This window comes from Prevotella sp. E9-3 (genome assembly GCF_022024015.1).
GTDB lineage: Bacteria > Bacteroidota > Bacteroidia > Bacteroidales > Bacteroidaceae > Prevotella.
The window spans coordinates 641,149-667,911 of record NZ_CP091786.1; the positions used below are offsets into that span (position 1 = coordinate 641,149).

The 26,763-nt window shown below is 44.8% G+C and carries 21 protein-coding genes; all 21 read right to left on the reverse strand.

From position 1 onward, the window contains the following. Positions 1-14 precede the first annotated feature (14 nt). Positions 15-914, reverse strand: coding sequence for a hypothetical protein (locus L6475_RS02315; RefSeq protein WP_237822138.1), 900 nt, complete (start codon positions 912-914; stop codon positions 15-17). Positions 915-934: 20 nt separating this feature from the next. Continuing rightward, a complete protein-coding gene (locus L6475_RS02320; protein ID WP_237822139.1) occupies positions 935-1,078 on the reverse strand; it encodes a hypothetical protein in 144 nt (47 codons plus the stop codon). 222 nt (positions 1,079-1,300) lie between these two features. Beyond that, the gene (locus L6475_RS02325; RefSeq protein ID WP_370641671.1) at positions 1,301-2,251 is read right to left on the reverse strand and encodes a peptidoglycan DD-metalloendopeptidase family protein; all 951 of its coding nucleotides are present in this window, start codon (positions 2,249-2,251) and stop codon (positions 1,301-1,303) included. A gap of 295 nt (positions 2,252-2,546) precedes the next feature. Continuing rightward, positions 2,547-3,983, reverse strand: coding sequence for a lipopolysaccharide assembly protein LapB (locus L6475_RS02330; RefSeq protein WP_237822144.1), 1,437 nt, complete (start codon positions 3,981-3,983; stop codon positions 2,547-2,549). A gap of 75 nt (positions 3,984-4,058) precedes the next feature. Further along, the gene (locus L6475_RS02335) at positions 4,059-5,039 is read right to left on the reverse strand and encodes a PstS family phosphate ABC transporter substrate-binding protein (protein ID WP_237822146.1); all 981 of its coding nucleotides are present in this window, start codon (positions 5,037-5,039) and stop codon (positions 4,059-4,061) included. 10 nt (positions 5,040-5,049) lie between these two features. Continuing rightward, entirely contained in the window at positions 5,050-5,880 is an 831-nt protein-coding gene (locus L6475_RS02340; RefSeq protein WP_237822148.1) for an energy transducer TonB, read from the reverse strand. A gap of 17 nt (positions 5,881-5,897) precedes the next feature. After that, complete coding sequence (locus L6475_RS02345; RefSeq protein ID WP_237822150.1) at positions 5,898-6,581, reverse strand: biopolymer transporter ExbD; 684 nt, start codon at positions 6,579-6,581, stop codon at positions 5,898-5,900. 3 nt (positions 6,582-6,584) lie between these two features. Continuing rightward, complete coding sequence (locus L6475_RS02350; protein WP_237822152.1) at positions 6,585-7,205, reverse strand: biopolymer transporter ExbD; 621 nt, start codon at positions 7,203-7,205, stop codon at positions 6,585-6,587. Positions 7,206-7,244: 39 nt separating this feature from the next. Further along, positions 7,245-8,072 carry a MotA/TolQ/ExbB proton channel family protein gene (locus L6475_RS02355; protein ID WP_237822154.1) on the reverse strand — a complete coding sequence of 276 codons (828 nt, stop codon included), beginning with the start codon at positions 8,070-8,072 and terminating at the stop codon, positions 7,245-7,247. A gap of 188 nt (positions 8,073-8,260) precedes the next feature. Then, positions 8,261-9,454, reverse strand: a complete 1,194-nt coding sequence (locus L6475_RS02360) for a pyridoxal phosphate-dependent aminotransferase (RefSeq protein WP_237822156.1) — start codon at positions 9,452-9,454, stop codon at positions 8,261-8,263. Between the two features lie 220 nt (positions 9,455-9,674). Continuing rightward, entirely contained in the window at positions 9,675-10,883 is a 1,209-nt protein-coding gene (locus L6475_RS02365; protein ID WP_237822159.1) for a bifunctional 3,4-dihydroxy-2-butanone-4-phosphate synthase/GTP cyclohydrolase II, read from the reverse strand. A gap of 40 nt (positions 10,884-10,923) precedes the next feature. Next, complete coding sequence (locus tag L6475_RS02370; RefSeq protein ID WP_237823959.1) at positions 10,924-12,834, reverse strand: LptF/LptG family permease; 1,911 nt, start codon at positions 12,832-12,834, stop codon at positions 10,924-10,926. 146 nt (positions 12,835-12,980) lie between these two features. Continuing rightward, positions 12,981-14,309, reverse strand: a complete 1,329-nt coding sequence (locus L6475_RS02375) for a TolC family protein (protein ID WP_237822161.1) — start codon at positions 14,307-14,309, stop codon at positions 12,981-12,983. Between the two features lie 26 nt (positions 14,310-14,335). Continuing rightward, complete coding sequence (locus L6475_RS02380) at positions 14,336-15,496, reverse strand: efflux RND transporter periplasmic adaptor subunit (protein WP_237822163.1); 1,161 nt, start codon at positions 15,494-15,496, stop codon at positions 14,336-14,338. Positions 15,497-15,529: 33 nt separating this feature from the next. Beyond that, on the reverse strand, positions 15,530-16,780 hold the full coding sequence (locus tag L6475_RS02385) for an ABC transporter permease (protein ID WP_237822165.1): 1,251 nt from the start codon (positions 16,778-16,780) through the stop codon (positions 15,530-15,532). An 8-nt stretch (positions 16,781-16,788) separates the two neighbouring features. Then, the gene (locus L6475_RS02390) at positions 16,789-18,063 is read right to left on the reverse strand and encodes an ABC transporter permease (RefSeq protein ID WP_237822167.1); all 1,275 of its coding nucleotides are present in this window, start codon (positions 18,061-18,063) and stop codon (positions 16,789-16,791) included. Beyond that, positions 18,047-18,706, reverse strand: a complete 660-nt coding sequence (locus L6475_RS02395; protein ID WP_237822169.1) for an ABC transporter ATP-binding protein — start codon at positions 18,704-18,706, stop codon at positions 18,047-18,049. The genes L6475_RS02390 and L6475_RS02395 overlap by 17 nt, the downstream gene beginning before the upstream one ends. A gap of 129 nt (positions 18,707-18,835) precedes the next feature. Further along, positions 18,836-22,411, reverse strand: a complete 3,576-nt coding sequence (locus L6475_RS02400; protein ID WP_237822171.1) for a CotH kinase family protein — start codon at positions 22,409-22,411, stop codon at positions 18,836-18,838. A 541-nt stretch (positions 22,412-22,952) separates the two neighbouring features. Next, on the reverse strand, positions 22,953-24,077 hold the full coding sequence (locus tag L6475_RS02405) for a YhcG family protein (RefSeq protein ID WP_237822173.1): 1,125 nt from the start codon (positions 24,075-24,077) through the stop codon (positions 22,953-22,955). 73 nt (positions 24,078-24,150) lie between these two features. After that, positions 24,151-24,870, reverse strand: coding sequence for a hypothetical protein (locus tag L6475_RS02410; RefSeq protein ID WP_237822175.1), 720 nt, complete (start codon positions 24,868-24,870; stop codon positions 24,151-24,153). Continuing rightward, on the reverse strand, positions 24,863-26,716 hold the full coding sequence (locus L6475_RS02415) for a WG repeat-containing protein (RefSeq protein WP_237822177.1): 1,854 nt from the start codon (positions 26,714-26,716) through the stop codon (positions 24,863-24,865). Before L6475_RS02415 ends, L6475_RS02410 begins: the two co-directional genes overlap by 8 nt. Positions 26,717-26,763 lie beyond the last annotated feature (47 nt).

Consider the following 26,763-nt stretch of genomic DNA (forward strand, 5'->3'; position numbering starts at 1 on the left):
GGTTTTTGGTTAACTTATTCTTTGTTCAGTTTCAGGTCTGTTGCGACCACATACTCGCCTTCTGGCAGATGAGCCTTGGCTGTGCCAGTAAAATAGTCGGTTCCATCGAAAACCCTGAAGTAGAACTGACGAGGCGTTGGGGCCTCTGGATTGGTGGGTACCATAGCAACATAGACTTCGGCACGGGCTTCGTCTAATTCCACGAGGAGCGGTGCGCTACCAGGAACAGCGGTAGCGTGGACATTCGATTGGTCTTTGTTGAGCAATACTGTAGCCGTCTGCGGATAGGTGCCTTTATAACCTCCATCACCGTCGATGTTGAAACTGATTTTGAGCGATTTGACGGGGATGGAGGCATTGGTGGCCTTGTCTTTAAATGAAAACTTACAGGCAGTGAGCAGGCTCTTCATCTTCGGCATAGTGGCAGAGGCTGTTGTTTCCGTGACAGAATTGACCGTTGCCACGCCATAGACATAATGGTACTTGCTTGCCAGAGTCTCAAGCGTACCGTCTTGTTCGCTGAGCGTAATGGTGTAAGTGTCCGTGATTTCTACAGCGGGGTAAACCACTGCCAGCTTGTGCCCAGGATTGCAGGTCACGCTGCCCACGAACGGTGAGATGGTAGCCGAGACGGTAGCCGTCAACGGACCGGTAGCGTTATAGTCAAAGTTCCGATACGTCAGTTTGTCATTTGCCGTCCATGAGGGCGCGAGCTCATCTAATTTATCCCCTGATGGGGTGAGCGTGGCGCGTGTTTCCGTTTGGGTAATGGTAAGTTGAAGCGTCCTTGGCGTACCAGTAGCAGGCTCGCTTTCAGAATCAGAAAAATCAGGATCGCTCTCAGAACCAGAACAAGCAGCCAGCGTCAAGGCCAGGCCACAGAATATATACTTTGAGATGGTCAGTAGTTTCATAATCGTTTCGTGTTATTAGGTTATTCTTTTTCATCGTCTTGTGTGAATCCTTCTCTGGAATTCTTTCCGTAGCCGGATATTTCACCGCTTATTGACAACAGAGGTGTCTGTTGCAATAATATGATGGCCTTTATTAAAGGCTTCTCGTAATCTTTACATTTCATAATCTTTGGTTTTTTATTGTTGTTATACTTCCCGCCAAATTCACGTTGACGTAGGTAATTCGTTTGCAAATATACGAAATTTTCGTGAGTACGTGTGATTTTGCAAATAAAAATAAGAAAGAAATGAAAAAACTGTCAAAAACATTAAATCAAAAACACGGATTGGCTTGTGTGTCCAATCCGTGTTTTACGTATGTTCTATGACTAAAAAAGTGTGTAATCTTAGTTGTACTTGAGAATCTGTCCGGGACGCAGACGGACTGTCTTGCTGATGCGGTTCAGACGGCAGATGGCGTTGACTGAAGTACCGTGCTTGCGAGCGATTGAAGAGAGCGTCTCACCTTTCTTAACCTTGTGGAAACGTGTGGTTCCTTCGCTTGCAACATCGCCACGAGACTTGCCCATGTTGGGGCTGTTCACATCGGCAGGATTGTAACCATACTGTCCGTTGGCACCACGAAGCTGGGTGGCCAGACGACCGTCAAACTCGTATGAGTCTTTATGGAATGTATAGAAATCGCTTACGATATCCTGATTGGCAAAGTCGAACATGATAGCCGGATTGAGAGCTACACCGCAGAGACGGGTTTCGAAATGAAGGTGTGAGCCTGTACTACGGCCTGTATTGCCACCCAGACCAATAGGTTCGCCGGCACGTACTTCCTGATCTTCTATAACCAGTTGCTTTGACAGGTGGCCATAAATGGTCTCCAAACCGTTGGGGTGACGAATCACTACGTATTTGCCGTAGCCTTTGCGTGCGCCCTCGTTTTTCACTACACGTACCTTACCGCTGAAAGCAGCACGAATGGTGTCACCAATATATACCTTGATGTCCAATCCCTTGTGCTGTCTGCGCCAACGTGGGCCGAAATTTGAAGTGATGACACGGCTGGGAGTAGGCATGCAGAAATCACGCAAGTCAATGCGGAATGAATCAGGAAGTGTTGTCTGACGATGTGCATAGGTGTTATCCCAGTCTTCATACAGTTCTTCTGCTGGTGAGTCGTATTCTTCTATTTCTACCAGGTGCTTCAGCATTTCGGCGTCAACAGCTTTCATCTTGCGATCGATGGGAGCTTGGTTGGCTAAAAGGTCTTGCGCCGAAACAGTAACGGCACTGAATGCAAAAAGGGAAAATATTACAAGTTTCTTTAATTTCATAAGATTTATAAATTGTTCGGTCGCGGTTACGTTTTTAATTAGTTCCTTCCTTTGACCCTTGCATACTATATAGGTAATGTATATGCAATTTTAAATAAGTCGTTGCAAATTTATGAATAATATCTTAGTAAAGAGCACTTTAGCTCTTTTATTTGTGGCTTTTTAACACTTAATTGTCCATTTTATAACAATTAAACGTCTATTTTTTCAGCTTGTTAAACAAAAAGTGGACTTGTCAAGCGACAAATCCACTTTGAATATTTATGGAATAAATTATCTTTTAAGCCTGTTTTTCGGAGTCCGATTACAGTTCAATCACCATCTTGCCAATTTCGTTTTCCGGATCAACGCTGAGCAGGATCTCGGCAAATTTCTTGGCGTTGTCTTTCTCGTCGAGAACGTTCAGGTGGTAGTTGATCATGTAACGGCATGCCTCGATGAGACGTGCATTGTCGGCCTTGTCTTTCTCAGACTTTGCATTGATGATGTTGGCCAGTTCTTCGTAGTAGGGTCTTGCCAGACCATTCTTTGAATCGGGGTCCATCATGGTGTTTACACGACCGCGCCAGAACAGTGAGTATTCCTTGGCATCGGCATTCTTCTCGGCCAGGTCGGCATAGATCTCGTCAGCCTTCTTCAGCTTCTCCATCTTGGCATCGCCTTCCAACTTGTCGGCATACTGTACATAGAGACGGCCCAGATCGGCATAGTCTGAGAGTGAAGCGTGAGAAACGGTCTTAAGGAACTGATCGTAATAAACGAGTGCGTTCTCATAGTCGTCCAATCCTTTGTAAGCATCGGCGAGGTCTTTGATGGCACCGGCTTTCTTGTCCTGTGAGTCGAACTCAAGGGTAAGCACCTTCTTATATACGTCAATAGCTTCCTCGTGACGCTTGGCACCATTGAGGGCTTTTGCATAAACACCGTAAATCTCTGGGTTCATCTTCACAGAGTCTGAGTGGTTCAGCATGCGGTCGGCATATTCCAGAGCCTTGTCGAAGTTCTTCAACTGTGTATAGTTGAACATACCCAACTGGTTGAAAGTGAACTTACGGGGAGAGTTCTTCAGACCGGCGTCAACCAACTGCTGGCTCTTGTCGTATTCGCCCAGCAGATAGTGTGCACGGGCAGCGCTCACGAAGTCGCGCTCTTCCAAAGTGCCAATAGGTACCTTTGCGTAGGCTTCAGCAGCGTTCTCAACTTTGTTGGCAAGGTCGTAGATACGGCCTTTCAGAAGGTCAACATATCCGTTTGCAGCAAGGTCGGGACGGTCGGTAGCCAGTTCGTCGAGTTTTGAGATGGCATCGTTCAGAGCAACGGCACGGTTGATGACAGCATACTTATAATAAGCATCAGCATCGGGCTGACCACCTTTCTGACGGGCAAAGTGGATGGCAGAGTTGTACATTGCTGATGCACGGCCACCGTCATCGGCCTTTGCATAAAGATCGCCTAACAGAACATAGCCAGCAGGGAAGTTTTTGGCAGTAGCATACTCAGCATAGATGCGGGCATTGGCGGTATCGGAAGCCTCGTAGTATGCACGGGCAATACCAACTACTACGTCCATGTTCTTCTTGTTGCTCTTGTAGATACTCTTAATCTGTTTCTCCGCATCGGCGGGCTTGTTCTTGAGGATCTCTTTAACGGCTTCAACGGGCGACTGCTCGTCCTGAGCCATCGCGGGTGCACTGAAGCTGAGCGTCAGAGCACCGAGGAATAAATATTTAATAGCGTTCATAATCGTGAAATTTATTAATTCAAACGTAATAATCTGTCATTTATTATGACGTAAAGTTCTTCTTGCGGTCAATTGCTATTTAACAACATTAACGTTTCTTACATTCATGTTGGCCATATAAGGCAGCAGACCGGCACTGAAAATTACTTTCTGGCCTTGAGGAAGACTACAGAAGTTGGCAAAGCCTGTGGGCACACCCTGACGAGGTTCAGTAGTGATGGCATAGATAGTGCGCACCAGTGGGTATGTGCCATCGTATAGATAGTACTGATAGGGGCGACGGCTGTTCTGTACAGTGGCAGAATCAAGCTTTGTCACCTTCATCACGGTGATATTCTTCTTGAATGTGATATTGGTTGTGTCACGTTTGTCGTTCAACCAGTTTGAACCGATAATGCCGAGTGCACCAGGCGTTTTCTCAACATAGTCGATCACCTCGCTGCTCTTGAGCACGGCTCCGATGTTACGTTCTGTATCACTATTAATAGGCTGACCGCCAAGGATAGAATCAACACAGAAACGAACGGTACTTGACTGAGGATTGTCAAAGACAACATCGATGTCGCCAAGTTTTGAGTGAGGATAGAGTTCTTTCCATTGGGTGATTTCGCCTTTCAGAATGCGGGCGAAATCTTTTACGGTAATGCAGGTGTCCTTGTTCTCGTTGTTCACGATGATGGCCAAACCGTCGTAGGCTATCGGCATCACTCGGGGAATGAACGAGCGGTCTTTCAGGTTCTGCATTTCTTTTTCTGTGAGACGACGGGTAGTGAATACTAGCCATGTCTCGTTCTTCATCAGTTTCTCAATAGCCTCCTGCTCACTGGTGTATAGTGCGTGCAGGGTGTCTTGCTTGAGCATCTGACGATTAAATACTTTTGTGTAGATTTCGAGTTCCTCATCCAGAATAGGGTGGAAACTCTCGTCGGCTGCGAAGAATGATGCTGCAGCCTCATAGTCATAGCCCAAATCATTTTTAGGCTTGTTCCCACAAGCGAGGAACAAGCCTAAAATAAGGGTTAATCCAACGAATTTGTTGAATTCAGATCGTTTCATACTTTACGGATTATTGTAGTTTGAAGGTTACAGGCACCGTGTACTTTACGCGTACTGCCGAACCGTTCTGCTTACCAGGAATCCACTTCGGCATCTGCTTCAGCACGCGGATGGCCTCCTTGTCGAGTGAGGGGTCGATAGAACGTGCAATCTTCACGTCGGTTACCGAACCGTCACGTTCAACCACGAAGGTAGCTACCACACGACCCTGAATACCGTTTTCCTCGGCTACTGCAGGGTATTTGATGTGATCGCTAATCCACTTCAATAGGGCTGCCTGACCACCGGGGAACTCAGGCATCTGCTCTACGACGTCGAAGACCTTCTGTTCTTCCACCTTGGGCTCGTCGGCAATGACTTCCTTAGCCTTCAATACCTCACCCTCGGCTTCGTCGTTACCTTTAACGTCGAATGTACCGATAGCGGTGTTGGTCTTGGCCAGATCGTCCTGTGACTTGATTTCGTCCTCGGGCTTCACTTCTTCGTCCTTCTTAATCTCAGGAGCAGTGAACTTCACAGAGCTCTTTACCTTTTCTACAACTTTCTGCTCAACTTCAACCTTGACGGGCTCCTTACGCTCAACCTTGGCTTCTTTCTTCTGTGCAATCTTTGACAACTCCACATCAGTCTCGATAGCTACATCCTGCTTCAAAGCATTCTGAATGGTGAGGTTCAGGAAAGCGATAATGAATATTGCAGCAATTGTCAAGATGACTACAACGAGTGCCTTGACATTGCGCTTGCCAGTCTCTTTACGCAGCTGATAAGCTCCGTAAGCCTGGTTTTTGCCTTCAAAGACAAGGTCAACCCATCCGTCATTTAAAAGATCTATTTTTGACATAGTTCTAAATCCTTTCTTTATTTGTTATCGCTAAATTTAATGCCTTTGAGTTCGAGCAGTTTCTCATCGTCCTCATTGACTTTATCGATAACGTACTTACCAATACTGCAAATCAACATTTCGTCAAGAGCTTGTACCATGTTGTTGTAGGTTGACACATCTGTGGGCTTGATGATGACTGTAAGAGTCTGCATACCCTTCTCGCCGAATTCGGCTACGAATTCATCTGACTTACCATTACGGATGTCAGAAAGCTGCTTCTCATAGTCTTCTTTGCTCATCTTGTCACCCATCTTCTCCTTCTTCTCATCGAGCTTTTTCTTGGCCATCATGACCTTGGCTACAGGTGAGAAACCGTCTTCAGTGATGTGCTCAATCAGCAACTTGCGAACACCATCCTTGCCCCAAGTAGTCTCCTTGATGCATTCAGGGTTCTCATAGTCGGGAAGACCCTCAACATAGTAAATCTTATCTTCAGCTCCAAGGAACAGGGTGATGGTGTACGAAGCCTTCGTCACCGACTTGTCTTCCTTGGACATATTCTCATCATTACTCGGCATTGTCAGCTGCATAGCCTGCGGCTTGCTTAGCGTAGTACAGAGCATGAAGAACGTAATCAGAAGCATCATCATGTCTACCATTGGCGTGAAGTTCACGCGGGTATCCATCTTTTTCTGCTTAGAACCACCTTTTTTTGCCATACTTTATTCCTCCGCTAATTTTTTAGTGTCAAGATTAGTGATGAGCTGGTAACGGTTCTCGTTCATATCCTGAAGCTCCGACATCATCTTCTTCACCACCGCATACGATGTGTTACCGTCGCACTTGATGGCCAGACGAAGGTCGGGGTTAGAATTGCGAGCCGCCTTAACCCATTCCTGGAATTCACTCATTCCGCCATTGATACTATCAAGGGGAATGCTCAACTTCTGGATCTCTTCGCCCATCTTCTCCTTTTCAAGGCTAAGATATGCGGGCAGAACGCTCAAGGGAGCACCAATCATGGCATCCTCCTTGAAGTTCTTGAGCTGAGCGGCAGTCAGACTTACGCCAAACTTGCCAGTCACCTCATCGAGCATGTCGTTCATTGTGTTGCGGTTCTCAGAGCCCACATAGATGTGTCCCTCTGGTGATACCAGAATGTTGAGTACATCGTTTTCGGGCACCTTAACCTGCGACACAGAGCCAGGCGTGTTGACTTTCACTGGTTCTGGCGTCAAGAATGTTGAGGTCAACATAAAGAAGCACAGGAGCAGTGTCATCACGTCCGACATAGGCGTCATGTCGATCCAGATGTCTTTCTTCTTAATTTGAATTTTACCCATTGATTAACTTTTTATGAATTAATTAATAAGGTAAAACGATTAAGCCTCGTTGTGGTTAGAATCGTAGGTAGCAGCGATAGTGAAACCAATCTCATCGAGAGCGTAGGTCAGCTTATCGATCTTGTTTGAGAAGAAGTTATAAACAACGGTAGCAACCCAAGAAGTCAAAATACCTGATGCGGTGTTCACAAGGGCCTCAGAAATACCTGCAGACAGAGCCATAGAGTCAGCACCACCACCAGCAGACAGAGCCTGGAATGATCCGATCATACCCATAACGGTACCGAACAGAGCGGTCAGAGTACCCAGAGATACGATAGTAGCAACCATAGGCATGTTCATCTGAAGGGTAGGCATCTCCAGCTGGATGGCCTCTTCGTGAGCCTGCTGAATCTTTGCTACTTTAGCAGCCTTCTTCAGTGAGCTGTCAGACTCAACGCTCTCATACATATTGATAGAAGCGAGTACTACGTTAGCTACTGAACCCTGCATCTTGTCGCAGAGAGCCTTTGCCTCAGTGAACTTCTGAGCCTTGATGAGTTCTTTTACCTGAGCGGTGAACTTAGCGAGGTTGAGCTTACCAGCGGCAGACTTGATAGCGAAGAAACGCTCTACACCCAGAGTGATAACGGTGAGCAACAGGGTGATGATGATAGATACAACGAAACCACCTTTATACACTGTACCATAGATGTCTGAGGGGTGTCCAGTCTTGTCACCACCAGCGAAGTGGCTGGGATCGCCAAGGAAGAATTCGTAGAAGCAGTAAGCGATAACGAAGCAAATAACGAGGATAATCCATGCGTCTTTTACGCCTCCGAAGCCCGACTTTTTAGCTGGGGCTGCAGCATTTGTTGTTGTTGCCATAACTTTTTTAATGTTTTGTTTTTAATTATAAATAAATATTAGTTGTAAAATTTCCAAATTGTTTTTAGGCAATAAGGCCAAAAAGCGATTAATAAAAATGCAACTTTTTGGCATATCACGGCAAAGGTAGTAAAATTAATGCGTACAACTATATTAATTAACTACTTTTAACGTGAGTCATATCCTAATTATTTGAGTTTAGCGAGTACCTCTGCAATGCGTCGCATAGCTTCACGGATGTTGTCGTCGCTGGTAGCATAACTCATGCGGAAACAGTTGGGATCGCCGAAAGCATCACCGCCTACAGTAGCCACATGGCCTTTCTCTAGCAGGTACATAGCAAAGTCGGTAGAGTTGTTGATGGTCGTCTCGCCATCGCTCTTTCCGAAGAAGCTGCTACACTTAGGGAACAGGTAGAATGCACCCTCGGGTACATTTACTTCCAAACCGGGGATTCCTTTAGCCAACTCTACGATGAGATTGCGGCGGCGTTCAAATGCCTGGCGCATCTGCTCAACGCATTCCTGACTCTGTGTATATGCAAACTCGGCAGCCTTTTGGCTCACTGAGCAAGGACCGCTGGTGTACTGGCCCTGAAGTTTGTTGCATCCTTTTACTATCCATTCGGGAGCGGCAATGTAGCCAATGCGCCATCCGGTCATGGCGTAAGCTTTTGATACACCATTTACGATGATGGTGCGTTCTTTCATGCCAGGGAACTGAGCTATTGATTCGTGATGACCAACGTAGTTGATGTGCTCATAAATCTCATCTGCGAGGACGAAGAGATCCTCATGTTTTAATATAATGTTCGCGAGTGCGCGCAGTTCCTCTTTATTATATACAGAACCTGTAGGATTGCTTGGAGAGCAGAGAATAATCAAACGGGTCTTTGGGGTGATGGCTGCCTCCAGCTGTTCGGCAGTCATCTTGAAGTTTTGTTCGAAGGTGGCCTCTACGAATACAGGCTCACCGCCTGCCAGTTTTGCCATCTGTGGGTAGCTTACCCAATAGGGAGCTGGGATGATTACTTCCTCGCCTGGATTTACCAATGACATCACCGTGTTGCAGACGCTTTGCTTTGCACCATTTGAAACGAGAATCTCGTTAATGCTATAGTCGAGATCGTTCTCGCGCTTCAACTTATCGACAATGGCGCGACGCAGTTCGGGATAACCGGGAACGGGAGAGTAGCGTGAGTAGTTCTCATCTACTGCGCGCTTGGCGGCTTCCTTAATGTGGTCGGGAGTGTTAAAGTCGGGTTCACCTACGCTTAAGTTGATTACATCGATACCCTGAGCTTTCATTTCAGAACTCTTTTGCGACATTGCCAGCGTTGCTGATGGGGCTAGACGCTGCAAACGATTTGAAAGTTGTGCCATACCTAAAAATGCATTTTTTAATTTCGAACGTGCAAAATTACTCATTTATTTTCTTTTTTGAGTCTAATAGTGCACTTTTTTACGCTTTTTTTGCCTATAATCTTTCAATTAGTAAAAGGTAATAGATAAATGTCTAAAACAAATTATAGCTATAATTGACAAAAAAATAGCTATAATTTTCGCAATTATAGCTATAATTTATTTTGATATGTATTTCCTTTTAGAGGTGTAGAATGTGTCCCATTCGCTCTTGCTTCGTCTTTAAGTAGCGAAGATTATATTGATTGGGAGTTACTTCGATGGGAACGTTTTCAATAATCTCCAGACCATAGCCTTCCAGGCCTACACGCTTTACGGGGTTGTTGGTCATGAGGCGCATTTTGTGAACACCGAGATGTCTCAGCATCTGTGCGCCGCAACCATAGTCGCGCTCATCAGCCTTGAAGCCCAAGCAGAGGTTTGCATCGACTGTGTCATAGCCCTCTTCCTGAAGTTTATAGGCAGCCAACTTGTTCATCAGACCGATACCGCGGCCTTCCTGCTGCATATATACGATGACGCCTTTGCCTTCCTTTTCAATCATTTCCATGGCTTTGTGCAATTGTTCACCGCAGTCGCAGCGCTTTGAACCAAGAATATCGCCAGTCATGCAGGAAGAATGCACGCGTACTAAAATAGGCTCGTCTTCCTTCCATTCACCTTTAATCAAGGCAAAATGCTCCTGTCCGTTTGATTTCTGCTTGAAAGGGATGATACGGAAATGACCGTGCTCTGTAGGCATGTCAACCTCAACACCCACCTCGATGAGCGATTCCTGTTTTAAGCGATAGGCAATCAGGTCGCGAATGGTGATGATTTTCAGTTGATGCTCTTGTGCAAAAGCCTGCAATTCAGGCATGCGAGCCATTGTACCGTCGTCGTTCATAATCTCCATCAGTGCACCGGCAGGGTAGAGCCCGGCCAGTTTGCACAGGTCAACGGCAGCTTCAGTATGGCCAGAACGGCGCAGCACACCATTGTCTTGCGCATAGAGAGGGTTGATATGTCCGGGGCGTCCGAAAGTCTGAGGGGTAGAAGTGGGGTCGGCCAAGGCCTGGATAGTGGCAGCGCGGTCATGTGCTGATACACCTGTGGTACAGCCTTCTAGTTTATCGACAGTTACTGTAAAAGGAGTGCCCAGTACAGATGTGTTCTCACTTACCTGACGGGGTAGGTCGAGTTCCTGTGCACGACTGATGGTGATAGGAGCGCAGAGTACGCCTCGTGCATATTTCAGCATGAAGTTCACCATCTCGGGAGTGATTTTCTCGGCGGCGCAAATCAGGTCGCCCTCATTCTCACGGTCTTCGTCGTCAACGACGATGACAAACTTACCATTGCGGAAATCGTCAATGGCGTCTTCTATTGTGTTTAATTGAAACTTTTGCATTCTCTTGTTAAGACTAATTATAACCTATTGCAATGTTTACTTATTGAGATTTCTTTTCCGATAGTTCAATTGCTGTTGGAATGATAATTGAAGAAGCTGCTTTGATGTCGCGCAAATCACGATACAGGCGCAGACGGTATCGAATCATTCTACAGTAGAAGAATATGCCGACAGGGAGTACTAAGCCTGTGATGACATTGAGCCATGCTCTCTCGAACGGCCGTGTATGAGCATGCGTGGCAAGAATCGGGTAGTTGTTTAATTCGTGCAGGATGGTTCTGTTGCGCGAATATCCCAAATCCTCAATGGCTTCTTCAAGTTCATCACTGATACGCTGAATTTCGTGGTCGTCGCCCGGACGGAAGAATACCTTGATGGGTGAGGGCCAGCGCAACAGTTTGTGCTCTTCTGAATAGGCCTCAATCTGGGCGTTGATGTTTTTCAGACGCTCAGCATCCAAGGCGTAGTCTGGATCGGAGACAATCACCTCCTTGCGGGTGATGTTTCGTTTCTGACGAAGTCCGAGCATGCGCATCATCAGCATACGATAGGCATCGATGTTGAAAACGGTAGAGTCTTTGTTGGCTTTGTAAGTAAAGAAGATGGCCAGTGGAGCCAGCACCATTGTCGAAATCCACTTGCCAAACCATACTGTCCATTCGTCGGCGCGAGCCATGCGCATACCTGAGTTCTCGAAGATATAGTAAACGATAAACACTAATACCGATACAATGACGGGTACACCCAGACCGCCTTTTCGAATGATGGCTCCCAGAGGAGCACCGATAAAGAAGAAGATGATACACGACAGTGATAGGGTAATCTTGGTGATTGCCTCCATCTTATGCATTCTCACGTCACGGTTCAGATAGTCGGAATAGTCGGTCTTCATGGCCAGGTCGTTGGTCACGCTCTTTGACTGGTTCACCGCTTCCTTGGCCACGCGCAGTTTCTTCTCACCACTCAACTTGGCATAGATAGAATCCACGTCTATGCCTTTGGCCAGTTGGGCTGCCACGCGGATAGAGTCGTCCTTGTTCACCTTAGGAATCATCAGCGTGTACTCGTAAGCGCTTCGGAAAGCCTGTTTGCCAACACTGTCGCACAACTGCTGTAAAGAGTCCAAGTCGTGAAGAATACGACTGTTGCTCTTTACCTTGGCACTATGGTTCAAGTCTGATACGTCGTCCATGTTGAAGCCACCGTCGTAATCGAGCAAAATGGTTTTGTGACTGAATGTCTCACGGCGATAAGGAATCTCGGCAGAACCGCCTACGTCCTGTGTGCGCATGTTTTCAAACCACTCACCGTTCCAGAGTGTCAGCAGTAAGTGTTTCTTCTCGGCTGTAGATTGAAGCATACCGGAGTCGGCCAGGATAATGGCCTGGTCTTCATAGCTGCCAGTACGGCGATAAATCATGATTCCGTAGAGGTGGCCGGATTCTAGATCTTTCTTTTGTACGTAGAGGTTTGTCTCCGGTAGTCCGTCGTAAAAGATGCCTTCTGGTATTTCCAGTTCAGGACTGGTTTGCTTCATGGCCAACAGCAATCGGCCGAAAGAACGGTTAGCTTCCGGTCCAATCACATCTTGGAAGAAATAAGACAATCCTGCAATGCATATCACTATGAAGATGAGTGATCGCATGGCCTGCATCAATGAAATACCTGCTGCTTTGATGGCTGTGAGCTCTGAACTCTCGCCAAGGTTTCCGAAAGCTATCAGTGAAGAAAGAAGGATAGCAAGTGGGAAAGCCTGTGGCATGAGCATCAATCCCATGTACCAGAAGAATTTTGCCAACACATCAATGGTAAGGCCTTTACCAATCAGTTCGTCAACATATCGCCACAAGAACTGCATCATCAGCACAAACTGGCAGATGAAAAATGTTCCCGCAAAAAGCAGTCCGAACTGCTTGGCTATGAATATGTCGAGTTTCTTGATACGCAGCATGCTAACCGCCATTCTTCTGATTCAGTCTGCAAAATTACGAAGAATTTGTTAGACTACGCCACCTTTTACATATTTTTATTGTTAGATAGTCTATTCCTTTGGTGTAAAATAATGATGCACAGGGATGGAATTGATGCCCTTGATACTTAGAATTTTAGTTCCTGCCCTCTGTAGAATTGTATGATGGCCATCTGATAGAGATGTTCATAGCGAGCTTGGGTTAGATCGCTTTCAGTTTTCAGGAAATTGTTCTTCGACTCGTTGAATTCAGTGATATTCGCCTTTCCCTGCTCATATTTTGCTGTCATTAGGCGGAATGCATCGGCAGCACTCTGACTGGCCTGTGTACAACTCTTCAGTTTCTGACGTGCGGCCACCGTATTATAGTAGGCCTGCTGAATCTCTTTGTAAAGTTGCTTCCGGGTGTTGTCAAGTGACAATTGCTGGTTCTGATAGTCAATACGGGCAGAACGGATGCTGTTGCGTGTCTGAAAACGGTTGAAGATGGGAATGCTCAGGTTGAATCCGATATATTGGCTGAAATTGTTTTTCATCTGAGTAGAGAACGGATCGGCCTTGAAACCGGAAGTCTTGTAATAGTTGCTCCCTAAGCCGGCGCTAAGGCTCAGTTGTGGATACAAATCGGCCTTAGCCAGCGAGATATTCTTGTCGGCCATCTTTACACGGATATTGTCGGCCTCTACTTCAGGACGGATAACGACTGCTTCAGCAAAAATAGCATCGGGAGAGGGTAGGACGTCGCCTTCTTTCAGTTCAGGCAGCAGGGGACGGAGTACGGCAAAATTGTCAGGACTTTCCAGTTCCAATAACTGTGACAGGGCCAAGATGGACAACTGAACATTGTTGTCGGCCTGGGTGGCAGTAAGAAGACTTTGTGCGAATGCTGATTTCTGTTGTGACAGTTCAGCCTCACTGGCTCTTCCTACTTCGAGCAGCGCCTTCAGACGTGCTACTTGGGCAGAGTCGATGGCAATCTGACGATGAGCCACATCGCTGATTTCCATGTTGTAGAGAATCTGAACATAGGCTTGAGCCACCGCCATGCGGATATCGTTCTTGGCCTTTTCCAGATCGGCCGTCGAAGCCTGTAGGTTCAGCCGGTTCAATGCAATGTTATTGGTGATGCGTAAGCCTGTGAACAATGGAACGCTGGTGCCCAGGGAGAACGAGGTGCTACTGGTGTTTGTATTGGTGTATGTGTTCTCTGAGGTCAGACCACGTCCGAAAGAGAAATTCTGGTTGGCCGAAGCATTCAGGTCTGGCAGTCGTTGACTTTTGGCTGTAGATAGCCGGATGTCATCTTGTTTTACTTTGTTCTCATACTGCTTGATGCTAATATTGTGGGCTACTGCATGGTCGATACACTGTGTGAGCGACCAGGGCTGCTGAGCCGAGGCAGATACGGAGGCAAGGATTGCGATAAGACCGCAATATATTGAACGTGAATTACTCATAGTTTTTATCGTTAAATGACTATTGGTTAATCGTTCTGATCGTCTGAAATGATTTGGGGACCGCGTACTTTGTCTTTGTCGTTGATACCTTTCTTAATTTCGATGTTGACACCATCGCTCAGACCTGTATCAACAGCACGACGCTCATATTGCTTCTCCTTGTCGGTTCCCTTTACGATGTTGACAAAAGTGCTGTCACCAACAAATTCAATAGCACTCTCAGGCAGAGTAAGTACTTGCTTGGCCTCGGCGAGCACAATCTCGGCGTTGGCAGAGAAACCGGCGCGAATGGCGTTTGTTCCGGAATAGGCCAATTGAGCAGACTCGCCAGAGTTTTTGTCTTTCAGTGAGGCGAGGTGAATAGCAGCCTTTATCTCAAACTGGTTGGCACCATTGCTCTGAGTTGCTTTAGGAGCAATATATTCAAGCGCAGCATCGAGGTTCATGTCTTGAAGGGCACCGATGGTGATTTTCATCGGAACACCGATGTTGAGTTGTCCTACTTCAGTTTCATCGATGTTGCCACGGAAAATGAGGTCCTGCATATTGGCCACCGTTGCAATAGTTGTACCATCGTTGAAGGTGTTGCTGTTGATAACAGAGTTGCCCACCTTTACAGGAATGTCCAGGATTACGCCACTGATGGTAGAGCGGATGAGTGTGGATGATGCCGAAGCGTTCGACTTAGAGATACCGTCGCGCACTACCTGCAGAGCATCATCGGCAGCAGCCTTCTCTTCACGTGCCTGTTTCAGTTGCTGGCGAGCTTTCTCAAACTCTTCATCGCTCACCAGTTTCTGTTCGTGCAGACTCTTGGTGCGTTTGAAATCAGTTTCCACTTGACTGAGGTTGATGTCAGACAAACGTACACGGCTTTCTGCACTCGACAACTGTCCCATATCAGGAATCACTTTTACACGTGCTATCACTTCACCGGCCTGAACTGTCTGACCAGGTTCTTTCATCAGCTCGGCAATAATACCGGAAATCTGTGGCTTGATACTCACTTCATTGCGAGGCTCAATGGTGCCGGTAATGATGGTTGTCTTTTGAATGTCCTTCTTTTCTGGCGTAAATTCAGAATAGACGATTTCTTTAGGCTGACTTTTCTGCCACAGGAAGAAAAAAGTGCCAATGAATACAATGGCTACGAGTGCAGCAATAATGAGTTTGAAGTATTTTTTCATTGTTCTATAGTTATTGTTTTTTTGTTACAAAAGTTATTCGTCGCGCATCGCATCGACAGGTTTGATGGTCATAGCTCTTGCTGCCGGTGGCAGACCAGCAAGTACGCCCATGGTAGCGATGACCAAGGCACAGAGAATGGCTGTCCAGAAATCCACTTGGAAGTGGGCCAGTAAGATACCGTCTTCGGTATTGCCTAATTCCAGCATCTGCAGAATGGATACAGCCATTAGGATTCCACTCATTCCAGCCACCATTGTAAGGACTATACTCTCGGCAATAATCTGTGAGAGAATCATTTTTGGCGTAGCACCGATGGCACGTCGAATGCCTATTTCGGTGGTGCGTTCACGTACGGTGACCATCATGATGTTGCTTACACCAATGGCGCCGGCCAGCAAAGTTCCCAGTCCGACAAGCCAAATCAGAAAGTTGACACCGCGGAACAGGGAGTCTTGTATCTGGAACAGGACTTCGGTGTTGAACACCATAATGCCGCGCTCGTCCTGTGGGTCGATGGTATGTGCGCGTCCTATAGTCTCTCGTATCTGTGGGGCAATGGACGACATCACCACGCCGGGCTTTCCCGTCACAGCAATCATATCGACACTCGTGCCACGGTTATACGCCTGTTGCATCAGTGTGATTGGTAATAGTAGGGTAGTGCCGGCTTCTGAACCGCCCATTGATACACCGCCAGATACGTTGTAATCGACGCCGACTATCTGATAGTAGATATCATCAACGCGGATGAATTTACCACAAGGATTTCCACCGCCAGGGAACAGGTCCTTATAAATTTTCTTGCCTATGACACATACTTTCCGGTGCTGAACTACATCCGTTTCATTCAAAAAACGACCATAGAATAATTTCGGACTGTTCACTTTCTGGTATTCGGACGATACGCCATTTACACCAACCGACGATTTGTGGTCGCCGTAATAAGCGGTTCCACCGTTACTGAAAAGAACAGGTGAAACAACGTCGAGACCGGGTATGCGGCTTTTCAGTCGTTCTACATCCTTGTATTCCATATTCCACCAGCGCCCTTTGCGAAAACCTTTGTAGGCCTTTGTGGTAGGCTGGGCCCAAATCATGGCAGAATTGGTGGCAAAACCATCAAAATTTCGGTTGAGCAGTTCTTTAAGTCCCTGCCCGCCACCAATGAGGGTTACAAGCATGAATACGCCCCAGAAGATGCCGAATCCCGTGAGGAACGAACGTGACTTGTTGCGAGTCAGCGTGTCGAGTATTTCGCGATATGTATCTAAATCTATTCTCATTTGTTTCGTTATTCAGCGCGTAGTGCTTCAATTGGACGTATTCGGGCGGCCTTCATGGCAGGGATGAGCCCTGCAAAGGTGCCGGCAATAATCATCACGAGTGTAGCCTCAATGCATACGTCAATGCCTACTGTCGGATCAACAAATACGGTAGCCTTGAACAGTCCGGCATCAACCTTTGTATTGCCTATCGTGGCGTTCATGTACTCATTGGCTGCAATGCCCAAAAGCATACCTATATAGCCAAAGATGGTAGTGATGATGATGCTCTCAATGATGATGAGCCGCAAAATGCTCCATGGCTTGGCACCGATAGCCTTACGGATGCCAAACTCATGAGTGCGCTCTTTTACGGCGATGAGCATGATGTTTGATACGCCGACAATGCCTGAGAGTAGGGTGAACAGACCTACAATCCAGAGTGCTGTACGGATGATGTTAATGCCATCCTGCATCTGCATGGACTGGGTGTATCGGTTCCAAATCCAGAAAGCATCTTCATCGTCTGGAGCAACCTGGTGGTTGGCGCCAATACGCCTTTTATAATCGCGTTCAAACTGTTCGTTTTGTTGTTGGGTGACGAGTCCGTGGAAAGTAAACTCAATGCGTCCTGCTTCGTCACCTTTGCCAAACATCTCCTTCAGTGTGGTGTATGGAACATAAAGGTTCGGGTCACCATTCTCATCCTGTTTGTAAATGCCAACAACGCGAAAAGCAAAATTATCCACTTTTACGTATTTGCCGATGAGAGTCTGGATTCTTGAATTTTGTAAAGTCTCCTGACTGCTGACGAGCTCCGCGGCCTGTTTGTTGCCTAACACAATGACTTTTCTTTTCTCCTGTAAGTCAATCTTGTTGATGAAGCGGCCATAGAGCATTTCTTTCTTTTCTATCAGTGTGTGGTTAGGATATACGCCATCCAGACCGTTAGAGATATATTGCTGCCCATACGAAATCGTCAAACCGTATTGCGACTGTATGGCGCCTACTTCATCTATGTTGTCGGTAAAATTACTCTCGGTGGTCGCTAAGTCGCGGTCTTTCAGTGGTACATAGCGTCCCTCTTTCAAACCTTGATACGGTTTGGTGGTCCAGCCATTGAACACCATCATGGAGTTAGACAGGAACCTGTTGGCATGACTCATCTGGGCATTGATGAGTCCGTTGCCAGCGCCCAATAGCACGATGAGCATAAAGATGCCCCATGCTACAGCAAATCCTGTAAGACCAGTACGCAACTTGTTGCGACGTGTCGTCTGCCAGATTTCACTCAATAACTCCATCTTTGATTCTGATAATTCGGTTGGTCTTTTCAGCCACAGAAGGGTCGTGGGTCACAATAACCTGTGTCATACCTTCCCGTTCGTTCAATTCTTTCAGTAGCTGCATCACTTCGATACCCGTTTTGGAATCGAGCGCACCGGTAGGTTCATCGGCCAGAATAATTCTGGGCTTTGTGATGAGTGCGCGTGCAATGGCTACACGTTGACGCTGACCGCCTGAAAGTTCGTTAGGATAGTGTGTAGCCCAGTCGAGCAATCCCAGTCGTTCCAGATATTCCATCGCCATCTGGTGGCGTTTCTTGCGTGAAACTCCTTGATAGAATAGTGGAAGCTCTACATTTTCGACTGCGGTTTTAAAAGAGATGAGATTGAACGACTGGAAGATGAAACCAATCATGTGGTTGCGGTATTCGGCGGCTTTCGTTTCGCTTAAGTTCTTGATTAATACATCAGCCAAACGATATTCCCCCTCGTCGTAGTTGTCAAGAATACCAAGTATATTCAGTAGGGTTGACTTGCCGGATCCACTGGCACCCATGATGCTGACAAACTCTCCCTCATTGATATCAAGGTCGATGCCTTTCAGCACATGCAGGGGTTGCGCTCCGAAATATGTCTTGTTGATGCCACGTAAATGAATCATGTTGGTGTTTGGTTAAGTTTTGCTGGCGCAAAGATAAACACACTGTGGCATTTCTACACAATTTCTGAGTGTAAATTATCAAAAATTGGGAAAGAACGTCTAATTATTTTACATTCATTAGTGGAAACATTATCGAATCACAAACTTCAGTGTCGCTGTTTCGCCCTTTTCGTTGACAACTTGGGCTATATAGCATCCTTCGCTCAAATGGTGACAGTTTGCTTCGGCTCGACCGCCTGTTAAGGCCATTTCAGCCCGTGATACCTGTTGCCCTGAAAGGGTGTAGATGGTCAAGTGCACTCGTTCTGCCTTGTTGCTTTTGACAATTAAGTGGTGGGCGGCAAAGCTAAGAGAAAGGTCTGATATGTCTGCTATAGCTGTACCCCCTCCAGTCAGAATGCTTTGGTCCACTGTCGTGAGGTAACTGGTGTAAAGATTTCTCTTGCCGATGGTGGGAATGTTCATCTTAAATACATTCTTAGTTCCGTCAGGATAGCGTCCTACTGTCTCGTCGTCTTCATGTTCTGTGTATGCCAGGGTATTACTCCACGACAAGTCTTTTGCTGTAATTGATACGGTACCGCCCTCGGCAGCCAGTTTGAATGAAGCGTGAAGTTGGGAAACAGGTTCCAGTTTGTCGCACCATACGATGAGATGTCCGTGTGGAGCAATGACGGTTGAACTTTCACTACTTCCTTTGCTGATCATGTATTTCTGATAGTTCTCCAGATTGTCGCTCAAGTACATACCTTCTATGTCAATGGCTTCGTCTGTCGTGTTGTACAGTTCAATCCAGTCGTTTCGCTTTAGATAGTCGTTCATATAGATGCTGTTTGAAGCACTCACCTCATTGACCACAATTGGAGTCTCATTGTCCTCGCGTTCAAAACAAGCAATTAATGTGACAGATTCCTGAGTGTTGTTCAGTTGGTATTTCGCGTTGTGCGAGTAATACCATCCAGGATTTTGGCTTGGTGCCCATCCCTTGAATCGATAACCGGCTGGTGCTTCAGTGCGGATAACGGTGGGAACAAATACGGTGCCTTTGAATTCGCCATAAGGAACCTCCTGGTCGTTCAGGAATATGGTGGCATGTTCAATATTGCTGCCTAAAGTCAGTTCGCAAGTGGCTGATGAGGCCAGCTGAAGCGGTTCGTAGTCTTTCATGTAGCCAGCCATCTTGCTTGGTCTTCCGTTCAGTCGGTTCTTGATTTCATTGAGTGAATTGTTGGGTGAGGCATTCTCCCATGTCATGGTGGTACGAACACGGTCTCCCAACTCTTCGAGTATCTTGTTGGCACGTTCCGATTCGAATACACTTCCGCCCATTAGCGACAAGGCGTCGATGAATCGCGTTCTGAAATTGGCATTCTTCAGCATGTTAAGAAAGAACGTACAGAATCTGATCTCGCCATATCGACGTTCGGCTGTGTCGTAGATGTAGTCGTAACGATGCCATTGCATTCCTTCAATCCACCTGAGCGGATTGCCATTCATGAACACCTCTCCCTCTTCATCGTATTCACGACCTTCAGTACCGAAGGCTGCATCAAGGTCGAAGAATGTAAAGCGATAGCGTCCTCCATTTGTCTTGCGATAGGCTTTTACGTTGTTGTCGGGCCAGTCCCATGAACTTAGGAACAACTCAGCTGCCATATAGTTGATATATTCGTCAATATCAAGGAGTGATTGAATCTCCTCATATGTCTCCTGCCGTGTACTTTCCTCCGACAGTTCATACAGGCGGTCTAAAACATCAGTTCTGCCAAGCATCATGTAGGCACCGCTGTCAGGACTCTGTTCGTAAACTTCCAACTCATCTTTGCTCAGGCCCCAGTTGGCATAGGCAAAGTCTTTGTTGTTCGGTTCACGGATATTGATAAGTCCTTTGTACTCGCCATTCAGATAGTGCACGGCGGGTTGGTATGACATCACGTCAAGGTCAATGCCCGAACGTTGGATGATTTCGTGCAAGGCAGCGTCCTTTATGCGGCTATTCGTGTCGTTGCCGCCATAGCGCACTTGAATGGTCTTGTTCTTGTTGAAGGGTTTTGCCTTGAAGAATGGGTAGTCAAAAGCATTGCGATTCTCGTAAACGCGGTCGGCCTTTAGCTTAAACGATTTGGGCGTATTGCTACGTGTCCATCCGCCTGAGATGGAGAAATCTACGTCTTGGTTTACGACAACCTGGTTTGTCTCGGGCAATACATAGTGGAAGTTTACCGGACGGTCCCAGTTCATGTTCCAGTTTACAGGGGTTGACTGTCCGTTGCCTGTACGACCATTAACGCCTCTTACATAGACACCGATACTGTCATCGTAAAGGAAACGTGGGTCGGTAGCGACCATGATCACGGGTAGCGTGTGGTCGTGTTCTTTCTTTATAAATGTGCGAGTAACAACCTCGCTGGGTAATTTACCGTCTTGGAATAGGCGTAAACGTATTGTGGTGTTTTTACTGATGCTAATGCCTTGATTCCCCTGCGTTACGCCATTGGTGAGCGTAGGCGTTGTACCGTCAGTGGTGTAGCGTAGTGTTGTGCCGGTAGGACGGGTGGGGTAGATGCGGAATGTTGTATCAAAGAAACCGCCCTGCTTGTTGACGACCGGTGGGTCTAATTGAACATTGGAATAGGTTGTGCTTTTGTTGTCTTTGCCAGGAGTGGGACTTGCTGTCCACGACCATTCTGAACCTCCATCTGTAGTTCGTGCAAATGAGCAGCGGCCAATGGCTGAAGGGTAGTTTTCAGAAAACAGTATCTCTCCTTGCTGGTTAGATAAAATCAGCGTTCCACCCTCACAATCCAATTTAAAAGGAGCCTGCATGGCATTAATGTCATCGCTGCCCATCCAAATCACACGGTGACCATGTGCAGGCAAATTGTCGTATGCATCTGGTAATCGCCATTTTTTTAGGTTGGCAGGATCGTCACTCAGATAGCATCCTCCTAAAGTTACTGGGGTGCTGGTCGTGTTGTAAACCTCTACCCAACTGTCGAAGTTCCAGGCTGGACTCATCATAACATCCACGTTGGCAGCCATTAACTCGTTCAGGCAGATACTTCCTGCGTCGGGAATGCGTATCTCGGCCTGTCGTTCAATTTTGAAATTGTCGAATATCATCCAGTTGTCGCTGCGTGCCTTCTCTTCATCGTTGTAGATGCCAAAAACTAAGATTCCATCGGTGATGTCGAACTCTATTACATTCTGATAAGCCCCCTCGCTGAATGCAATTTGAGCCGTTTCCATCGAATTTGGGAAGTAAATTTTGTTGTCGGGCGTGAAGGTTCGTCCGGCGTTGTAGTCAAAATGAAAACTGTATTCACTCTGTAAGGCAGTCTGCTTGCTGCCAGCAAAAAGGTAACCGCTGATTACTTCGGTACCATTGCTGTATCGTTTGTAGGCTTCATCATGCTTACGTGTGCGGTAAAAACCTTGGACGCTGATGCGGTAATGGCCATTAGGAACATTCTCTGAACGGTGTTCTAATCGCATGTATCCGTTCCACATTTCCATACACGAAAAGCTGATAGCGCCCATAGAGGATGCTTGTCCGCTGATTTCCCAATCGGAACGATCGGCCGTGTTGAACCCGGGATTCTTTAGGTGGTTGGTCGTCACATCTACCCATTTCGTTTCTGCCTGCGAAACAATGCTAAGACATGACACGAATAAAAGAGAAAGTATTCGGTTATAGGACGTCATAAGTTCAGATTGTTAGTTATTTTCTGTCTGCAAAGTTAAACAAAAGACTTTAAACACAATCGTTTATTTTTGTCTCAAAATTGAAATGACCCGATTTTGTCAAAAAATGACCAATATCTTTCATTTTGTCATTACTGTTGTCCAGCAAAACTGCTTTTATTGAAGTCCAATTGCATGTCTGTTGCCATTCGGTATTCATCCTGTCATTTAAAATTTTGGCCATTATTTTTTGAATTTTGGCCAAAATTTGAAAAATAATGGCCAAAATTTATTTTAGTCTTTATTCTCTTGTTTCTGAAGATTTCAAGAAATGCTCCCTAATGAAATGACTCCTATGCCCTCGTTTTTCCGTAACTTTGGAAGAATTCGCAGGATTTCTTTGTATAAAGGCAGTTGGGAATTGAGGAAAAACTGGGTTACGATTTGGCAACCGTACTCAATTCCACATTCTGCTATAAACTGCATTAAAGAACACCCGATGCTGAGCCACCAGCCGTTTTATGACTCATCATCGGGTGCAAAGGTAATCATTCTATTTCAATTACATTAGTTTTCTCAACTCCTCTGGTTCAGGAAGTATACCTTGGTATTCCTTGGGTAACTCTGAAGATGTGCGATAGGTGGCTACACCCATCGGCTTGTTTATGTCTCGGAATGCGAACTCCACCGTTTTTGAATCTCTGTCCTTACAAAGAATGATTCCGATGGAAGGATTCTCATGAGGTAGTTTCACATACTCGTCAAGTGCTGACAGATAGAAATTCAACTTCCCGGCATACTCTGGCTTGAACTCACCTCGCTTTAATTCGATCGCGATTAGTGCCTGAAGGCGGCGATTGAAGAACAACAAATCAATGAAATACTCTTTTTCGGATACAATAAGACGATACTGATTACCCATAAACGAGAAATCACTACCCAATGCCATGATGAAGTTCTTGATATTGTGAACAATCTGCTGCTCTATTACACGTTCATCCGTCTCGTCGGGATCCTCAATGTTCACAAAGTCGAGCAGATATTCGTCCTTGAACGAGCGTAATGCCTTACTGCGCAAATCCACATTTGCAATGGTTGTTGCAAAGTTATTAGGCATGTTGCCACGCTTTCCAAACAAATCGTCCTTCATATAATACTTCAACTTGTCGCCATTCCAAAATTCAGTGGCACAATTCACGATATAGAACAATCGTTGCTCTACGTCCTTCTTTTGGGCCAGTATCTCATAATGGTTCGTAAAACCTACGGCAAGAAAGGCTTCCAAGGTCTCTGGAGGTAATTCGTCCGTTGTCAATGGACGAATTTCGATATGTCCTTTGTCGCCTACAGGAATGATGCTGTTTTGTAAATCGTCCGCTGACAATGGACGATTCTCAAACATACTGCACCATGCCTCATAGAAGATACGCATACGTTTGATGCTGGTCTCAGAGAAACCCCTTAGTCCAGGCAGTTCCTGTTGCAGCAATTCTGAGATGGAACCAATAGCATTGCTGCCCCATCTTGCTGCTCTGCTTTGAACGGAAATATACCCACCAATAGCATAGTAAAGAGCCAACACTTCTTTGTTTACTAAGCGTGCTGCACGATAGCGACTTTCCAATATCGCCTCTTTGATAGCCTTTACAGCCTCAGCATATGCTGCTGTTATTTGTTTCTGTTCCATATCTCGTTTCGTTTGCAAAGTTAATAATTTTCTAAGACAATCAAAAATACTACTCCCTTAATTAAATTTGTTATTAGAAATATCCAAGTAATTGTGTTTCTGATTCTCCTATAGTTTGAGTATCAAGAATATTATTCAATTCTTTCTTAGAGAGTAAACATACGTTTCTAATACTTTCCATGGAAACACCTTTATATACTCTCTCAAACTCTCCTTTTACATAACCATGGAACTCTCCATCATCGATATCACCATCAATATCAAAATCTTCACCAATATCTCTCATTAATAATGTTTGTTCATAGTCCGTTTTTGTTATTACTATACATCCGCTGGGGAAAAGCTTAAGAGTATTGGCTTTAATTCTCCACTCTCTAAGCCACGTATAATCGCTAACTTTGGGCTTGTACTCTACGCAACGCCAATAAAGACATTGGGACAGTTTTCCAAAATCATCATTCGTCCCATAGATAACAGGTCTGCATCCTAAATCAAATAGAATGTCCTTTTTTATTCCTACTCCATATGGTGCAAACATCGGTTCTGGGTAACGATCAAAGATTTGAAACATGTTATATAAAGCAGTCAATGGCGCTTCTGTAAAACAAATATAACCATTCCTTTTTATATCTTTTAGCTCACCATCTGCAAGAATTCTCAATAAAGTCTCAAATGCTTTACTACCTCTTGTAAAATGAAAAAGATAATCAGAGATATCTTCCCTTGCTGCAAGTATGGCTTTCAATGTAGAGTTAACCATCTTATAATTCAAATAGTTTTGTCCATTATTCATAGCCTTGTACTCGTTTTGTCAAAACATAGCTATCATTATCTTTGTAGGGTTTATACTTTTCACATCGTACAGTTCCATTTATAAAAGGTCCTAATTCTTCTAAGCCACCAGCACTTATCACACACTCGCCCTGCTTGTTAATATAAAAATCTCCTCCAATACCTATTTCATGAACTAAAGCCAACCCTTCAGAAAAATCATTTGCCCAGTCAAATCGTGGTTTAATGATTAACTCCATTTTTTCATTTATATATCCATATTTTCCTCCAATACAGACACAAGCCATTCCTTCAGCAAATTGTCTGGCATGTCTTAACACAGGTGGACAAAGAATTTTTCCTTCAAGATCTTTATATCCAAACAATTTCCCTTCTTTAAAACATAATGGTGGCTCCAATTCTTTAATTTTCTTACAATAATCTATGTTATTACTATTTATTAATTTGATCTTGGCAATAGCTTTTTCCAATTCTATTTTATTGGGAAAAACACATGGAATTATTTCGTTCAAATATATATCGACACAGCCAAAACTTTGCCCCTTTTGGACTATTGCCACACCATTATCAAAATCGTAAGCCCAGTCATATTTTGAAGGTATTTCTATTTCTTTTAAACCATTTTTTACAAACACACACCCTTTAGTATTGATGTATCCAAAATCAACATCATATCGTACTTTTGCTCTTCCACATTCAAATTCATGGATTTCATTATATTTGCATTCTATTACTTCTACTCCATTTACATCGATAAAACCATATCCTCTGGATAAGTCATAGACAGGTAGTAGACCATCACGAAATGTATTTCCCATATGATTGTATTTCTTTCCATTTCTTGATAGTGAACTATCTAACCACCATCGATTATCCTTCATGCGAAAGCTATAAAATGTTCCATCAGCCTTCACTAATCCTATTGGAGAATCATCAGCATAATAGCTTTTTAAAACTCTAATCCATCCATTAACAATTTTTTTCATAAAATAATTACAATCCTCGTCATCCTCTTCCTTGTTTATTTCAAAAATGGAAAAAAGTTCTTTTTGGTTCCTTACGTCAATTAATTTGAGTCCATGATCCACTATGGCAATATTACCATCGCAATCATCTATATACATATAATGTGCAGGAATAAGTTCTTTTCCATCATAATCTAATAATCCACATTTGTGATTATCAATTACAAAAATATAATCTCCATCCATTTTTGCATCACAAATATATGTAAATTTTGGTTCATATAATATATTTCCATTTATATCACAGATGCCATACAGTTGATGTTTCCAATCTCCTCCATTAGAAACATGTTTGTAACATATAACAACATTACCAATCAAGCCACATAGTTGATATTGCGTCTCAATCACACTCCCGTCTTCCCAAATAATACTATTTGATTCTATTCTTATCTTTTTTTGTTCAGTTATTACATTGTCAAAATCATCATTGTTTTCAACAATAGGAATAGGAGGGAAAACGCTTGTGTTCACTTTTTCTGTTTTAAAATCCCTCTCATAGGGAAAAGCACTTTTCCTGATTTTAGCATCATAATCCATATCATAAGGGTATGTATGTCCTTCTGCATCAATCAATAATGTCTTTCCATTTTCTTTTGCAACAGCTAATTCACCTTGACTCCAAAGAAAAGCATCTAATTCCGGAATATATTTTGAAGTATATATCATTTCATAGTTTAGTATTTTCATAGAGCCTTTACCAGCATCATAAACAGCATAAGAGTTGACTCTTAAAGTTTCTCTCCACCTATATACTTCACGTATTTTGCTCAAAGTGAATATAAAAATATCTTTAGAATGACTAAAATTTAAAGAAACCATAGTTTTTGCGCTTTTAACTAACTATTATTATGTTTTTTCACCTTCTT